A 13,712-nucleotide genomic window follows, 5' to 3' on the forward strand; every position below is an offset into this window, starting at 1 on the left:
TTACACCACTTCACATTTCCCGATATGAGAGAAACAAGTGTTACGGTGCCAGGCATGACGACGTGGCACGGTCTGATCGACAGCGACTACCGGCCCTGGCTGCCGGTCACCCCCGACACCCCCTCCATCTCCCTCAACGAGGGCAACACCCCGCTCCTGCGCTCGGAGCACCTGTCCGGCCGCACCGGCTGCGAGGTCTGGCTGAAGGTCGAGGGCGCCAACCCGACGGGCTCGTTCAAGGACCGCGGCATGACGGTGGCGCTCAGCCGGGCGGCCGAGGCCGGCGCCGAGGTGGTCATCTGCGCCTCCACCGGCAACACCAGCGCCTCGGCCGCCGCCTACGCCGCCCGCGCCGGGCTGACGGCCGCCGTCCTGGTGCCCAAGGGCCGCGTGGCGCTGGGCAAGCTGAGCCAGGCCGTACGGTACGGCGCCGAGATCGTCGAGATCGACGGCACCTTCGACGACTGCCTGCGCGTGGCCCGCGAGCTGGCCGCCCACCACCCGATCGCCCTGGTCAATTCCGTGGGCAACGAGCTGCGCCTGGCCGGGCAGCGTACGGTGGCCTACGAGATCGTGGACGCCCTCGGCCAGGCGCCCGACGTGCACTGCCTGCCCGTGGGCAACGGCGGCAACATCACCGCCACCTGGGGCGGCTACCTCACCTACCGCGAGGCCGGCCGGTCCGGCGCGCTGCCGCGCATGTGGGGCTTCCAGGCGGCCGGCGCGGCCCCGCTCGTCCATGGCGAGCCCGTCGCCCAGCCCCGTACGGCGGCCACCGCCATCAGCGTCGGCCACCCGGCCACCTGGGGCGGCGCGATCGCCGCCCGCGACGAGTCCGGCGGGCTGATCGCCGCGGTGACCGACGAGCAGATCTTCGCGGCGTACCGGCTGCTGGCCCGCCGTGACGGCGTCTTCGCCGAGCCCGCCTCGGCGGCCGGGGTGGCCGGGCTGCTCGACCTGCACGCCAGGGGCGAGCTGGAGCTGGGCCTGCGCATCGTGATCACACTCAGCGGCAACGGCCTGAAGGACCTCGACGCCTCCATGCGCGACGGCTACACCTCCACCGAGACCTCCGCGGCCACCTCCGACGTGGCCCGCGCCCTGCGCCTGGCCGCCTGACCTACCTGCGACAACTACTAAAAGTAACGAATAAGCAACGTTATGTGATTCACCTCACGGGCACGAATTTCGCGACAAAGCCGACGAGGCGGCCGATAGGGCGATTTGCCGTATCGGCCAGTGGCGCCTGAACCGGCGATCCCCCCTTCGCGAGAGGAACACCTCCGTGCCCGCGACCAGACTGCCCCCTGCCCTGCGACGCGCGTGCGCCGCCGCCCTCCTGCTCACCGCCGGGGCGGCCGCGCCCGCGTACGAACCCGACACCGTCCCCTGCGAGCGCCACCTCCAGCCGGCCCGCACCTACCACGCCAACCACCACCGCTTCACCACCGACGGCGCGGGCCGGCCCGCCGAGGCCCTGGCCGAGAACCTCGTGGCCAGGGCCGCCGCGCGCGGCGAGTGCGAGGCCACGGTGGGCGACTGGGGCGGCCGGGGCGACTGGCAGGGCGGCCACCTCATCGCCGCCTCCTTCCACGGCGTCAGCATGCGCTACAACCTGGTCCCCATGCGGGGCAGGCAGATCAACCAGGGCCTGATGGCGCGCGTCGAGAACGGCGCCCGCTCCTGCCTGGAGGGTGCGGGCACGGTGTCGGCTTACCGGGTGCGCCTGCACTATCCCGACCGCACGACGCTCGTGCCCGACCGGATCCACGTCACCCTGTCACCGAAGATCTCGGGCGGTTCCCTGCAGGTCGCGCTCACCCTGCCGAACCGCACCCTGCCCGCCGGAGAGCTCGAATCCTGGCAGAACCGGATCACCAAGGCGTTCCAGGCGGCACGCTGCGGCACCGACCGTCTGTAGAAGCGGTATCGATCGGTCGCAGACGATCGGAGGGAATGTTGTGGGAACCCTCCATGCCTGACTGTGACCGTTCTGGTGTGGGATCGACCTCATGAAGGCTCCCATGAACGGTGAAGGAAAGCGGTGGCGGTTCCCGACGGGTGACGTGGCGAGGGTGGCCGTGTTCGCGGCGCTGATCGCGGTGCTCGGTCAGGTCCCGGCGCTGCCCCTCTTCGGCAACACGGTGCCGATCACGCTGCAGACGCTGGGCGTGATGCTGGCCGGGGCGATCCTGGGCACGTGGCGGGGCGCGCTGGCGGTGGCGGTGCTGGTCGTGCTGGTGGCCGCGGGCCTGCCGCTGCTGGCGTCGGGGCGGGGCGGGCTGGCGGTGTTCGCCGGGCCGTCGGCCGGATACGTGCTCGGCTGGATCCCCGGCGCGGCGGTGACCGGCTGGCTGGTCGAGCGCGCGGGCCGCCGCCCGAACCTGCTGCAGCTGATGGTGGCGTGCCTGGTGGGCGGCATCGGCGTGGTCTACCTGTTCGGCATCCCCGTGCAGGCGCTGGTCACCGGCGTGCCGCTGGCCACCACGGCCGCGGCCGCCGCCGTCACCTTCCTGGTGGGCGACCTGATCAAGGTGGTGCTGGCGTCGTTCGTGGTCAGGGGTACGCAGCGGGCCTACCCGGACGCGGTGCCCGCCGTGCACCGGGAACGGCTGCGGGCCGGCGGGGGACACTGATCCTTCGATGCCCGTAGCCGAACACGTGATGCGGCACGCCGCCGAGCGCCCGTCCCGGCCCGCGGTGCGCGGCCCCGGCGGCGAGCTGACGTACGCCGAGCTCGCCGCCGGCATCCAGGGCGCCGCCCGGCACCTGCTGCGCCAGGGGATCGGCCCCGGCGCGCTGGTCGCGATCGGGGTGGCCGACCCGGCCGAGCTGCTCACCGCGGCGCTCGCGGCCGACCTGGCGGGGGCGACGCCGCTGGTGGGCGAGCCCACGTGGGACGCGGGGCGGTGGGCCCTGGTCACCGGATCGTTGCGGCCGGCCGCCCGGATCGACGCGCCCCTGCCCCGCGTCGCGGGCCCTCCGGTGCCGTACGACCCCCGGCCGGCGGATCTGGCCTGGGCGTGCTTCAGCTCCGGCAGCACCGGCCGGCCCCGCGCCGTCGTCCGCACCCGCGCCTCCTGGACGGACTCGTACGCGCCGCTGAACGACCTGACCGGCATCGGCCCCGGCGACGTGGTGCTGGTGCCCGGCCCGCTCGTCTCCTCCCTCTACTCGTTCGCCGCCCTGCACGCCCTGGCCACCGGCGCGACGGCGGTCGTCCCCGGCCGCCGCTCCGCCGGCCTGCCCGGGGCCACCGTCGCGCACCTGGTGCCGCACCAGCTGCCCGACGTGCTGGAACACCCGGGGACGCTGCGCACGGCCGTGGTCGGCGGCGCGGCCCTCGACCCGGACGTGCGGAAGGCGGCGGCGCGGGCCGGGGTGCGCGTCGTGTCGTACTACGGGGCGACGGAGCTGTCGTTCGTGGCCGTGGACGCCGACGGGGGCGGGCTGCGGCCCTTTCCCGGCGTGGAGATCGAGGTCCGGGCCGAACCCGGCGCCTCGCTGGGCGAGGTGTGGGCGCGCTCGCCGTGGGTGGCAGAGGGCTACCTGGGCGGGGCGGCCGGGCCGTTGCGCCGCGACTCCGGCGGCTGGATGAGCGTGGGCGACCTGGCGCAGCCGTACCGGGCGGGCGAGGTGCTGCGGCTGCGCGGGCGCGGTGACGGCGCGATCCAGACCGGCGGCGCCACCGTCGTGCCGGAGGACGTCGAGGAGGTGCTCAGGAAGGTGCCCGGCGTGGGCGACGTCGTGGTGGTCGGAACGCCGCACCCGGTCCTGGGCTCCGTGGTGACGGCGATCATCGAGGCCGACGGCGCCCCGCCGCCGCGCGCGTTGCTGGAGGCGACGGCCAGGGACATGCTGGACACGGCGCAGCGGCCACGCCGCTGGTACGCGGTGCCGAGCCTGCCGCGCACCCCGGCGGGCAAGCCCGCGCGGGCCCTGCTGGCGGACCGGCTGGCCGGCGGCGCGCTGCGGCGGCTGGTCTGACATGCGAGACACACCTGTGGTGGTCGCGGCCCGGCGCACGCCCATCGGCACGGCCGGGCACGCGTACAAGGAGCTGACCGTCGACCGGCTGGCCGCGCCCGTGATCGCCGCGGTCGCCGCCGACGTGGCCGGGCGGCGGGTCGACGACGTGGTGCTGGGCAACTGCATGGGGCCGGGCGGCAACGTGGCCCGGGTCTCGGCGCTGGCCGCCGGGCTGGGGCACGAGGTGCCCGGGGTCACGGTGGACCGGCAGTGCGGCAGCGGGCTGGCCGCGATCCTGGTGGCCGGGCAGGCGATCCGGGCGGGGGAGATGGACCTGGTGATCGCCGGAGGGGCCGAGAGCGCCTCGACCGCGCCGCTGCGTACGTTCCGGGGGCAGGACCGGCCGTACGAGCGGGCGCCCTTCGCCCCCGACGGCCACCCCGACCCGGACATGGGCCCGGCGGCCGAGGCGCTGGCGGCGGCGTGCGGCGTCGGCCGGGAGCGGCAGGACGCCTACGCCTGCCGCAGCCACGCCCGGGCCCTGTCCGCCCGCGAGGCCGGGCACTTCGCGCAGGAGATCGTGCCGGTCGGGGGGCGCCACGACGACCAGCGCCCGCGCCCGCTGCGGGCGGCGTCGCTGGCCCGGCTGCCCGCGGCGTTCGTGGCGGAAGGTACAGTGACGGCCGGCAACTCCTCCCCGGTCAGCGACGGCGCCGCCGCCGTGGCCCTCGTGCCCGAGCGGTCGCGTGCCGGCCTGCCGGGGATGCGGCTGGTGGCCGGGGCCGTCGTCGGGTGCGATCCCGAGTTGCCCGGATGGGGGCCGGTGCCCGCGATGCGCCGGGTGCTGGCGCGTACGGGGGTGGGCATGGAGCGGGTCGCGGCGGTGGAGATCGTGGAGGCGTTCGCGGCGCAGGTGCTGGCCGTCACCGACGCGCTCGGGCTCGACCCGCTGGGCGCCGACGCGGAGCGGGTGTGCCCGCACGGCGGGGCGCTGGCGCTGGGCCATCCGTGGGGCGCCTCGGGAGCGGTCGTGGTGACCAGGCTGTTCAGCAGGCTCGTACGCGCCGGCGCCCTGCCGGGAACGCTGGGCCTGGCGGCGGCCGCGGTCGGCGGCGGGCTGGGCGTGGCCGCCCTGTTCGAGGTGGTAGGAGCTTGATCGAGTTCGACGGCGTGCACGTACGCCTCGGTGAGCGCGACGTGCTGCGCGGCATCACCGCCTCCCTCGCCGAGCACCGCGTCGGCGTGGTCGGCGCCAACGGCTCGGGCAAGAGCACGCTGGCCCGCCTGGTCAACGGCCTGGCGCTGCCCACCTCCGGCAGCGTCACGGTGCTCGGCCTGGACACCCGACGCCACGCCGCCAGGATCCGGCGCGGCGTGGGGTTCCTGTTCACCGACCCGGACGCGCAGATCGTGATGCCCACGGTCGCCGAGGACGTCGCCTTCTCGCTGCGCCGCAAGGGCCTGGCGCGCGAGGAGGTCGAGCGGCGCGTACGGGAGGTCCTGGACAGGTACGGCCTGGGCGGGCACACCGACCACCCCGCCCACCACCTGTCGGGAGGCCAGAAGCAGCTCCTGGCGCTGTGCTCGGTCATGGTGCTGGAGCCGGACATCCTGGTCATGGACGAGCCGACCACGCTGCTGGACCTGCGCCACTCCCGCCAGGTCGCCACGCTGCTGCGCGAGATGCCCCAGCAGGTGCTCGTGGTCACCCACGACCTGCCGCTGCTGGCCGCGTTCGACCGGGTGCTGGTGCTGGACGAGGGCCGCGTGGTGGCCGACGGAACCCCGGACGAGGCCATCGGCCACTACCGGAAGCTGATGGCGTGAACGGCCTGACCGGCGTCTACGTCCCCGGCTCCTCACCGCTGCACCGGCTGCCGGCCGGCGCCAAGCTGGCCGCGCTCGCCGTGGGGTGCACGGCCCTGGTGCTGCTGCGCTCGCCGCTGTCGCTGGCGCTGGCCGCGGTGGCGGTGGCGGGCCTGTACGCGCTGGCGCGGGTGAGCGTGGCGGCGGCTTGGGCGCAGGTCAAGCCGGTGCGCTGGCTCGCGGTGGGGCTGTTCGGGATGCAGTGGCTGCTGGTCGACCTGGACGGGGCACTGTCGACGACGCTGCGCGTGGTGGTGGCCGTGGCGCTGGCCGGCCTGGTCACGCTCACCACCCGCACCTCGGCGATGATGGCGGCGCTGGAGCGCTGTCTGAGGCCGGCCAGGTTCGTGGGCCTGGACCCGTTCCGGCTGTCGTTGCTGCTGTCACTGACCGTGCGCAGCGTGCCGGTGATCGCCGCGCTGGCCACCCGGGTCAGGGAGGCGCAGCAGGCCAGAGGCGTCGAGCGCAGCCTGCGGGCCTTCGCCGTGCCGCTGGTGGTCAGCTCGCTCAGGCACGCCGACGCGCTGGGGGAGGCGCTGAGCGCGCGCGGCCTGGACGACTGATATTTCAGGCTTGACTTATATAAGCCCGACCCGAAATACTCGGGTGGTGCACGCATTCGACGTCCTCGGGGATCCCGTACGGCGCCGGATCCTGGAGTTGCTGGCCGGCGGCGAGCTGAGCTCGGGCGAGGTCACGACCGTCATCCGGCGCGAGTTCGGGATCTCCCAACCGGCCGTCTCCCAGCACCTGCGGGTGCTGCGCGACAACGGGTTCGCCACCGTGCGGGCCGAAGGCACCCGGCGGCTGTACGCCGTCGAGCCCGGGCCGCTGCAGGAGGTCGACCTCTGGCTGGAACGCTTCCGCGGCTTCTGGAACCAGCGCCTGGACGCGCTGGGGACCGAACTGGCCCGCGGCAAACGAGAACGCCGCATCGAAGGAGAGAACACCTGATGGAGATCATAGACCAGCTCAGCCAGGCACACCGTGAGCTGATCGACGGCGAACGCAAGAGCGTGGTGCTGCGCCGCCACTACGACGCCGAGGTCGAGGACGTGTGGCAGGCCTGCACCGACGCCGAGCGGCTCGGCCGCTGGTTCGCGCCGGTGTCCGGGGACTTCCGGCTGGGGGGCACGTACCAGATCGAGGGCAACGCGCGCGGTGAGATCGTGCGCTGCGAGCCGCCGAGCGTCCTCAAGATCACCTGGCTCTACGGCGAGGACCCCGGCTTCTCCGAGGTCGAGGTGCAGCTGACCGCCAAGGACGGCGGCACCGCGTTCGAGCTGCGCCACACGGCCGAGGTGCCGGCGGAGTTCTGGGGACAGTTCGGCCCTGGCGCTACCGGAGTGGGCTGGGACCTGGCGCTGCTGGGCCTGGCCCTGCACCTGACAGGCGGTGAGAAGGTGGACGAGGAGACCTTCCACCAGACCGAGGACGGCCGCGGGTTCATCACGGGCAGCTGCCGGGCCTGGGGCGAGGCGCACCGGGCCGCGGGCGGCGACCCGGACGAGGTCGCCGCCGCCGTCGCCGCGTGCACTGCTTTCTACGCACCCGAATAAGGAGCATTCTCTGATGGCCCAGAAGATCACCACGTTCCTCATGTTCCAGAACGGCGACGCCGAGGAGGCGATGAACTTCTACGTGTCGCTGTTCGACGACGCCAAGGTGGTCGCCGTCGAGCACTACGGCCCCGGCGAGCCCGGCGAGCAGGGCACGGTCAAGCACGCCACGTTCACGCTGGCGGGCCAGGAGTACATGTGCATCGACAGCGCCATCAAGCACGGCTTCACCTTCACCCCGTCGATGTCGCTGTATGTCGGGTGCGGCAGCGAGGAAGAGATCAAGCGCCTGTACGACGCGCTGGTCGAGGGCGGAGGCGCGCTGATGCCGCTGGACTCGTACGGCTTCAGCACGAAATTCGGCTGGGTCAACGACCGTTTCGGCGTCTCGTGGCAGCTCAACCTGCCGTGAACAGGCCAGGCCCGGTGACCTGATGGCGGGAGACGCCGTCAGGGCTTCTCCGCCCGCAGTGCCAGGGCGCGCGGAACGGGGTCGTTCCGCGGCTCCACCACCCGGGTGATCGCCAGTCCCGCCGCGATGAACGCGGTGAGCAGCTCACCCAGGGGAAGGTGCCGCATGCCGACCCGCCTGCGGATGCCGTCCTCGCGCCACCACGGGGCCGGCCGGTGCTCGCCCGAGACGCGGTAGGTGGGGTGGATGACCCGGCCGCCGTCGGGACGGTCCTCGGAGTGCGGGCCGGTGAAGCAGGGGTGCACCCCGTAGTACACCAGTGTCCCGCCCGGCCGCAGGACGCGGGCGGCCTCGCCGAGCACGCGGGCGAAGTCGTCCATGTCCGTCGACACCCACAGCGTGACCACCGACGCGAACGAGCCGTCGGCGAAGGGCAGCGCCGCCGCGTCGCCCCGCACCAGCCCCTCCCCGTCCGCCCGCCGGCGGCCGGCCAGGCGGAGCTGGTCGGCCGAGTGGTCCAGGCCGACGACGGTGCGGCCGGAGGCGCGCAGCGCCGGGAAGTTCAGGCCGGTCCCGCAGCCGAGGTCGAGACAGGGGCCCGTGCCGGGGCCGAGCAGGTCCAGCAGGGGAGCGCGGTTGCCCTCGGCCCACGAGGCGTTGAGCTCGTCGTACCAGTCGGCCAAGCCGTCGTAGCGCGGGGCCGGTCCGTGAACGGATACCACGTCTGCCGCATCCTTTCCGATCAGAGGGGGATGCGGCCAACGTACCGCTCCCGGTCAGGCCAGGCTCTGCCCGCCGTCCACGGTGAGCACCGTTCCCGTCATGTAGTTGTTGGCCATGAGGAACAGCGCCGCCGAGGCCGCCTCCTGCGCCGTGCCGAACCGCCCGATCAGCGACCCCTGCCCGGCCGCCGCCACCGCCGCGTCGTCGGGCAGGCCCATCGCGCCGCGCGACAGCGGGGTGTCCACGACGCCGTACCGGATCACGTTGACCCGCAGCCGGCGCGGCGCCAGCTCCACCGCCAGCGCCCTGGTGAGCCCCTCGACGGCGCCGATGCTCGCGATGGCCGCCGACGCCCCCGGGATGGGGCGGGCCAGGTAGAGGCCGGAGCTGAAGGTGATCGACCCGCCGGCGGGCAGGCGGGTCGCGGCGGCGCGGGCGAGCCCGTACGCGCCCCAGATCCGCCCTTCCACGGCCTCGCGCACCAGCTCGCCCGGGGTGTCCAGCAGCGGCCCGACGGCGAAGCCGCCGGCCGTCACCAGGACGTGGTCGACCGCGCCCGCCTGGTCGAGCGCCCGCTCCAGGTCACCCTCGTCGGTCCCGTCTGCGGTGATCCCGCTCACGGACGCGCCACCCGCCGTACGGATGCGCTCCACCGCGACGCCCAGGCGGTCCGCGTCGCGGGCCACGAGGACGACGCGCGCCCCCACCGAGGCCAGCAAGTCGCCGGCGGCCAGGCCGATGCCGGAGCTACCCCCGACGACCACCACGGTGCGGCCCTCCAGCGCGGCGGGCAGCGGCGAGCCGATCGGCATGGGGGCAAGCGTGGTCACGGACATGTGATTCTCCTCTGAAATAAACCATCCAGTTGGTTTAGACCTTGGCGCGATGCGGCGGAAAAGTCAACTGGATGGTTTAATTTCGTCATGACGTACGACGCGGAGGCCACGCGGCAGCGCATCTTCGAGGCCGCCACCGCAGAGTTCGCCGAGCACGGGCTGGCCGGCGCCCGGATCGACCGCATCGCCACCACCGCGCGGGCCAACAAGCAGGCCATCTACCTCTACTTCGGCGGCAAGGAGAAACTGTTCGGCGTGGTCGTGCGGGCCAAGGTCGACGAGATCTGCCACGCGGTGAGCCTGGACCCGCGCACGCTGCCCGAGTCGGTGGGGCAGCTCTTCGACTGGTACCACGAGCATCCCGAGCTGATCCGGCTGCTGCTGTGGGAGGCCCTGGAGGCCGACGGCGGCCGGGTCGAGGGCGAGGAGGAGCGCAAGGAGTCCTACCGCGGGCACGTGGGCGGGCTGATGAGCGCGGGCCTGCCGGAGCGCGCAGCGGCGCAGGAGTGGCTGTTCACCATCCTGGGGCTGGTCGCCTGGAACTTCTCGGTGCCGCAGCTGCGCCGCCTCATCCTCGACGAGCCCGACGCCGAGCGCGCGGTCGCCCGCCGCCGCGCGGTCGTGGTCGAGCTGGCCGGCGTGCTGGCCGAGCGCATGCTCCCCGAAAGCATGCTTCCTGGACGCGCGACCGAGCCCGCCTCCCGAGGCTGACCGCTCCCGCTACGGTGACTCGACCTGGCCACGGTGACCGGACACCAGGGCGTGGCCGAGCTCCGTACGCCAGTACAGCACCGACCGTCCCGCCCGCCGGCGCCGCACCAGACCGGCGTCGAGCAGCACCTTCAGGTGCCGCCCCACCGACCCCAGCCCCTGACCGGTCATCGCCACGAGTTGGGTCGTGCTCTTGGGGCTGTCGAGCAGCACGAGCACCCCGGCCCTGCCCGGCCCCAGCAGCCTCCCCAGCGCCCTGGGCACCGGGTCCTCGCCGCCCAGGAGCGCACCCGAGCACGCGTACACCACGGCGTAGCGGTGCGGCACCTCCCAGGCCACCCATCCCGAATGCGGCGTCACCGGCACGAACATCAGCTGCGCCCCGGACAGCTCCCGCGGCGGGTAGTCGAGGGCGTTGATCTGCAGCCGGCCGTCGCCCAGCCAGCGCATCTCCGCCCCCATGTCCTCCAGAGCCGCGGCCCACCCGCCCTGGCTCAGCCGTTCGGTCCTGGCCACGATGTCGGCCTCGAGGATCCGGCGCCGCCGCGGCCAGGAGGGCAGCACCGTCTCCCGCCACACCCAGGCCAGCAGGTCGGCGGCGCGCGCGCCCAGATCGGGCCGGTCCAGCGCGGCCGGCGGGGGCCGGCCCAGCGACACGGTGAGGTCGGCCCGGACGGTCTCGGGCGGGGTCGCGCGGATGTGCTCCACCTCGTCCTCGAACGTGGCGTCCGCCCCGCCATGCGGCGCGGGGACGAGGAAGTCGGCGATCCAGCGGTGGCCCTGGGCGGCGCGCAGGAGCAGGGCGGTGATCGGGTCGCCGGCCAGCCGCTCGCGGTAGGCGGGAAGGTGCGCGTCGAGCCAGGCCCGCTCGCCCGGATGCGCTGGCGTGCCCCGAACCAGCAGCCCCAGGCACGCGGTGGCCTCGGCGAGCGGGGAGATCGTGAAGCGGCCGCGCGCGAGCGTGTCCGCGCTGACCCGCCAGTAGCCCATTGCTTTCGCCCCCGTGCGAAACATTAACAGCCGGCCGGCGACCACGGATGAGACTCCCGTATGCGCACATACAGGGAGCTTTTCCGGACACGTGAGTTCACGCCGCTGTTCGCCGCCTCGGCCGTCCAGACGACGGCCTCGACGGTGAGCGGGCTGGCGCTGGGCACGCTGGTGTACGCCTCGACCGGTTCGCCGCTGCTGTCGGCGCTGAGCATGTTCGGCCCTTCGGTGGCCCAGGTGATCGGCGCGGCGGCGTTGCTGTCGGCGGCCGACCGGTTGCCGCCGCGCGCCGCGCTGTCCGGCCTGGCCGCGCTCTTCGGGGTGGTGACGGCGGCCCTGGCGATCCCCGGCCTGCCCGTGTGGTCCGTCTTCGCGCTGCTGTTCGGCCTGGGGCTGGCCGCCTCGCTGGGCGGCGGGGTGCGCCTGGGACTGCTGGACGAGATCCTCCCGCGGCAGGGTTACCTGCTGGGCCGCTCGGTGCTCAACATGTCGGTCGGCCTCACCCAGATCGCCGGGTACGCCGCCGGGGCCGTCCTGGTGAACGCCCTGTCGCCGCGCGGCACGCTGCTGGCCGGCGCCGCCCTCTACCTGGCCGCCGCGCTGATCGCGCTCCTGGGTCTGAGCCGCCGCCCGGCCCGCGCCGCCGGACGGCCGTCGATCGCGGCGACCTGGCGGGGCAACCGCCTGCTGTGGTCCTCGGCGCCACGCCGCTACGTCTATCTCGCGCTGTGGGTGCCCAACGGCTTGATCGTCGGCTGCGAGGCCCTGTTCGTCCCGTACGCGCCCGCCCACGCCGGCACGCTCTTCGCCCTGGCCGCCCTCGGGATGCTCGCCGGGGACGTGCTGCTCGGCCGGTTCGTCCCGGCCCGGTGGCGCGAGCGGCTCGCCGGTCCGCTGCGGTTGCTGCTGGCGCTGCCGTACCTGGTCTTCGTCCTGCGTCCGGACCTGCCGATCGCGGCGGCGGCCGTCGTGCTGGCCTCGGTCGGGTACGCCGCCAGCCTCCTGCTGCAGGAGCGGCTGGTCGCCCTCACCCCGGCGGAGCTGCGCGGGCACGCCCTGGGGCTGCACTCCTCCGGCATGATGGCCATGCAGGGCGTCGGAGCGGCCCTGGCCGGCGCCGTCGCCCAGTGGACCTCGCCGGCGACCGCGATGGCGGTGATGGCGGCGGCGTCGGTCGCGGTCACCCTGAGCCTGTCGCCGGGCCTGCGCCCCCGCCCCGTCGGCCTCGCCCACCCCGCCGCCCCCTGATCCCAGGCCGACATGCGGCCGGGGACAGGCAGGTGTCACCTGCGAAGTGATGTCACGCTCCGTGCTGGATGTCTAGAGTTCGATAATGGCAGACACACCGCGGATGACCTTGCCGACGATGCTCGTGCTGCAAGTGATGCTGTCCGATCCGGCCAAGCGCCGCTACGGGCTGGAGCTGTGCGAGAAGACACGCCAGCACCCCGGAACCGTCTACCCGATCCTGGCCCGGCTGGAGCGCGAGTACGGCTGGCTCGAGCGCCACGAGGAGTCCCCGGCCGAGCACCTGGCCGAGGGGCGCCGCGCTCGGCACTACTACGTGCTCAGCGACGAGGGCGCGGTCCGGGCGCGGGCCGCCCTGGAGCGAGCCGAGCGGTCGCGCGCGGTCATGAACCTCCGGACGGTGACGTCATGACCAGCCTGGTGGCCCCGCTGCTGGCCCGGCTGCCCGGCGGGTTCACGGCCTCCGAGCGTGACCGGATCCGGCGCGCCTACGAGTTCGCCGCCCACCACCATGCAGGCCAGTTACGCAAAAGCGGCAATCCCTACATCACCCACCCGGTCGCTGTGGCGGAGATCGCCGCCGACGCCGGTCTTGACTGCGCCGCCATCTGCGCCGCCCTGCTGCACGACGTGATCGCCGGCACGCGATGTGACGCCGGCCAGGTCCGCGCGGAGTTCGGCGACGAGATAGCCGCCCTGGTCCAGGGCATGGCCGAGCTCGACCGCCGCCACGATCAGGCGGCCCTCGATGCCGCGGGCGACCGCGTCCTGGCGCTGAAGGTGCTGGACCGGCTGCACAACATGCGTACCCTGCAGCCCCTTGACCAGGCGAAGCGGCAGCTGAAGAGCCGGCAGACGCTGGACGTCATCGCACCGCTCGCCAAGCGTCTCGGCCTGCCGGCCATCGCGGACGAGCTCGAAGCGATCGCGCGCGGCCACCTGCCCGGGGACACCGGCGTGGCGCATCGGGCGCTCGCCCTCGGATCCCTGATCCTCCCCTCGGCGTTCAGGGGGACCTACCTGTGCGAATGGCTCGGCGAACTCGATGTGTTGCGGAGCCGTCGGGCACGCGCCCACTTCGCGTTCGGGGTGCTGCGCGGCATGCCCGCGCTGGCTCTGGCCCTGCGCCACCCACTGCGCCACCCACTGCGCCACCCACTGGGCCACCCACTGGGCCGGACGCTGGCCGACCGGCTGCCGGCGGCACTGCGCTGGGTCCTGCGATCGAATCTGCGTACGTGGACTCCGCTGGCCGCGCTGCTGGGCTGGATGATCCTGGAGACCGCGCGGAGCAGCCTCGGCGACGCGGTGGTCATCCTGATCACCGTGCCTCCCGTCCTCCACACCGGCGTCAGCTGCCTGCGGGCGAAACTCGGTCTCGACGGAGCAGGCGAATAA

The 13,712-nt window shown here is 73.8% G+C and carries 17 protein-coding genes; 14 read left to right on the plus strand and 3 right to left on the minus strand.

The window, feature by feature from the left end; translation table 11 throughout:
• The first annotated feature begins 54 nt into the window (after positions 1-54).
• From thrC to AB0J69_RS41190, 10 genes are all read left to right on the plus strand, one after another.
• Positions 55-1,119, plus strand: a complete 1,065-nt coding sequence (thrC, locus tag AB0J69_RS41145; protein ID WP_364129464.1) for a threonine synthase — start codon at positions 55-57, stop codon at positions 1,117-1,119.
• 166 nt (positions 1,120-1,285) lie between these two features.
• A complete protein-coding gene (locus tag AB0J69_RS41150) occupies positions 1,286-1,921 on the plus strand; it encodes a DNA/RNA non-specific endonuclease (RefSeq protein WP_364129467.1) in 636 nt (211 codons plus the stop codon).
• A 103-nt stretch (positions 1,922-2,024) separates the two neighbouring features.
• A complete protein-coding gene (locus AB0J69_RS41155; RefSeq protein WP_364129469.1) occupies positions 2,025-2,636 on the plus strand; it encodes a biotin transporter BioY in 612 nt (203 codons plus the stop codon).
• A gap of 7 nt (positions 2,637-2,643) precedes the next feature.
• Entirely contained in the window at positions 2,644-3,987 is a 1,344-nt protein-coding gene (locus AB0J69_RS41160) for a class I adenylate-forming enzyme family protein (RefSeq protein WP_364129471.1), read from the plus strand.
• Position 3,988: 1 nt separating this feature from the next.
• Positions 3,989-5,125, plus strand: a complete 1,137-nt coding sequence (locus tag AB0J69_RS41165) for a thiolase family protein (RefSeq protein WP_364129473.1) — start codon at positions 3,989-3,991, stop codon at positions 5,123-5,125.
• Complete coding sequence (locus AB0J69_RS41170) at positions 5,122-5,796, plus strand: ABC transporter ATP-binding protein (protein ID WP_364129476.1); 675 nt, start codon at positions 5,122-5,124, stop codon at positions 5,794-5,796. Before AB0J69_RS41165 ends, AB0J69_RS41170 begins: the two co-directional genes overlap by 4 nt.
• Positions 5,793-6,398, plus strand: coding sequence for an energy-coupling factor transporter transmembrane protein EcfT (locus AB0J69_RS41175; protein WP_364129479.1), 606 nt, complete (start codon positions 5,793-5,795; stop codon positions 6,396-6,398). Before AB0J69_RS41170 ends, AB0J69_RS41175 begins: the two co-directional genes overlap by 4 nt.
• A gap of 46 nt (positions 6,399-6,444) precedes the next feature.
• Complete coding sequence (locus tag AB0J69_RS41180) at positions 6,445-6,789, plus strand: metalloregulator ArsR/SmtB family transcription factor (RefSeq protein ID WP_364129482.1); 345 nt, start codon at positions 6,445-6,447, stop codon at positions 6,787-6,789.
• The gene (locus tag AB0J69_RS41185; RefSeq protein ID WP_364129485.1) at positions 6,789-7,394 is read left to right on the plus strand and encodes an SRPBCC family protein; all 606 of its coding nucleotides are present in this window, start codon (positions 6,789-6,791) and stop codon (positions 7,392-7,394) included. The genes AB0J69_RS41180 and AB0J69_RS41185 overlap by 1 nt, the downstream gene beginning before the upstream one ends.
• 13 nt (positions 7,395-7,407) lie before the next feature.
• Positions 7,408-7,806, plus strand: a complete 399-nt coding sequence (locus AB0J69_RS41190; protein ID WP_364129487.1) for a VOC family protein — start codon at positions 7,408-7,410, stop codon at positions 7,804-7,806.
• A 38-nt stretch (positions 7,807-7,844) separates the two neighbouring features.
• On the opposite strand, the gene AB0J69_RS41195 is transcribed toward AB0J69_RS41190, so the two are convergent.
• Both AB0J69_RS41195 and AB0J69_RS41200 read right to left on the minus strand, forming a co-directional pair.
• Positions 7,845-8,528, minus strand: coding sequence for a class I SAM-dependent methyltransferase (locus AB0J69_RS41195; RefSeq protein ID WP_364129489.1), 684 nt, complete (start codon positions 8,526-8,528; stop codon positions 7,845-7,847).
• A 54-nt stretch (positions 8,529-8,582) separates the two neighbouring features.
• Positions 8,583-9,365, minus strand: coding sequence for an SDR family oxidoreductase (locus AB0J69_RS41200; RefSeq protein ID WP_364129491.1), 783 nt, complete (start codon positions 9,363-9,365; stop codon positions 8,583-8,585).
• A gap of 87 nt (positions 9,366-9,452) precedes the next feature.
• Here AB0J69_RS41200 and AB0J69_RS41205 point away from each other — a divergent pair, with 87 nt between their 5' ends.
• On the plus strand, positions 9,453-10,076 hold the full coding sequence (locus AB0J69_RS41205) for a TetR family transcriptional regulator (RefSeq protein ID WP_364129494.1): 624 nt from the start codon (positions 9,453-9,455) through the stop codon (positions 10,074-10,076).
• Between the two features lie 9 nt (positions 10,077-10,085).
• On the opposite strand, the gene AB0J69_RS41210 is transcribed toward AB0J69_RS41205, so the two are convergent.
• Positions 10,086-11,066: a helix-turn-helix domain-containing protein gene (locus AB0J69_RS41210; protein ID WP_364129497.1), complete on the minus strand. Its 981-nt coding sequence runs from the start codon at positions 11,064-11,066 to the stop codon at positions 10,086-10,088.
• A gap of 60 nt (positions 11,067-11,126) precedes the next feature.
• Here AB0J69_RS41210 and AB0J69_RS41215 point away from each other — a divergent pair, with 60 nt between their 5' ends.
• From AB0J69_RS41215 to AB0J69_RS41225, 3 genes are all read left to right on the plus strand, one after another.
• Positions 11,127-12,314, plus strand: a complete 1,188-nt coding sequence (locus AB0J69_RS41215) for an MFS transporter (RefSeq protein ID WP_364129500.1) — start codon at positions 11,127-11,129, stop codon at positions 12,312-12,314.
• Positions 12,315-12,399: 85 nt separating this feature from the next.
• Positions 12,400-12,726: a helix-turn-helix transcriptional regulator gene (locus tag AB0J69_RS41220; protein ID WP_364129502.1), complete on the plus strand. Its 327-nt coding sequence runs from the start codon at positions 12,400-12,402 to the stop codon at positions 12,724-12,726.
• On the plus strand, positions 12,723-13,712 hold the full coding sequence (locus tag AB0J69_RS41225) for an HD domain-containing protein (RefSeq protein ID WP_364129504.1): 990 nt from the start codon (positions 12,723-12,725) through the stop codon (positions 13,710-13,712). The genes AB0J69_RS41220 and AB0J69_RS41225 overlap by 4 nt, the downstream gene beginning before the upstream one ends.

Origin of the sequence: Nonomuraea sp. NPDC049709 (assembly GCF_040674815.1) — a bacterium.
Lineage (GTDB): Bacteria > Actinomycetota > Actinomycetes > Streptosporangiales > Streptosporangiaceae > Nonomuraea.

Coding starts and splice junctions, on each gene's coding strand:
- thrC (WP_364129464.1), top strand. CDS start 55: ATGACGACGTGGCACGGTCTGATCGACAGCGACTACCGGCCCTGGCTG.
- AB0J69_RS41155 (WP_364129469.1), top strand. CDS start 2,025: ATGAACGGTGAAGGAAAGCGGTGGCGGTTCCCGACGGGTGACGTGGCG.
- AB0J69_RS41160 (WP_364129471.1), top strand. CDS start 2,644: ATGCCCGTAGCCGAACACGTGATGCGGCACGCCGCCGAGCGCCCGTCC.
- AB0J69_RS41165 (WP_364129473.1), top strand. CDS start 3,989: ATGCGAGACACACCTGTGGTGGTCGCGGCCCGGCGCACGCCCATCGGC.
- AB0J69_RS41185 (WP_364129485.1), top strand. CDS start 6,789: ATGGAGATCATAGACCAGCTCAGCCAGGCACACCGTGAGCTGATCGAC.
- AB0J69_RS41190 (WP_364129487.1), top strand. CDS start 7,408: ATGGCCCAGAAGATCACCACGTTCCTCATGTTCCAGAACGGCGACGCC.
- AB0J69_RS41200 (WP_364129491.1), bottom strand. CDS start 9,365: ATGTCCGTGACCACGCTTGCCCCCATGCCGATCGGCTCGCCGCTGCCC.
- AB0J69_RS41205 (WP_364129494.1), top strand. CDS start 9,453: ATGACGTACGACGCGGAGGCCACGCGGCAGCGCATCTTCGAGGCCGCC.
- AB0J69_RS41210 (WP_364129497.1), bottom strand. CDS start 11,066: ATGGGCTACTGGCGGGTCAGCGCGGACACGCTCGCGCGCGGCCGCTTC.
- AB0J69_RS41215 (WP_364129500.1), top strand. CDS start 11,127: ATGCGCACATACAGGGAGCTTTTCCGGACACGTGAGTTCACGCCGCTG.
- AB0J69_RS41220 (WP_364129502.1), top strand. CDS start 12,400: ATGGCAGACACACCGCGGATGACCTTGCCGACGATGCTCGTGCTGCAA.
- AB0J69_RS41225 (WP_364129504.1), top strand. CDS start 12,723: ATGACCAGCCTGGTGGCCCCGCTGCTGGCCCGGCTGCCCGGCGGGTTC.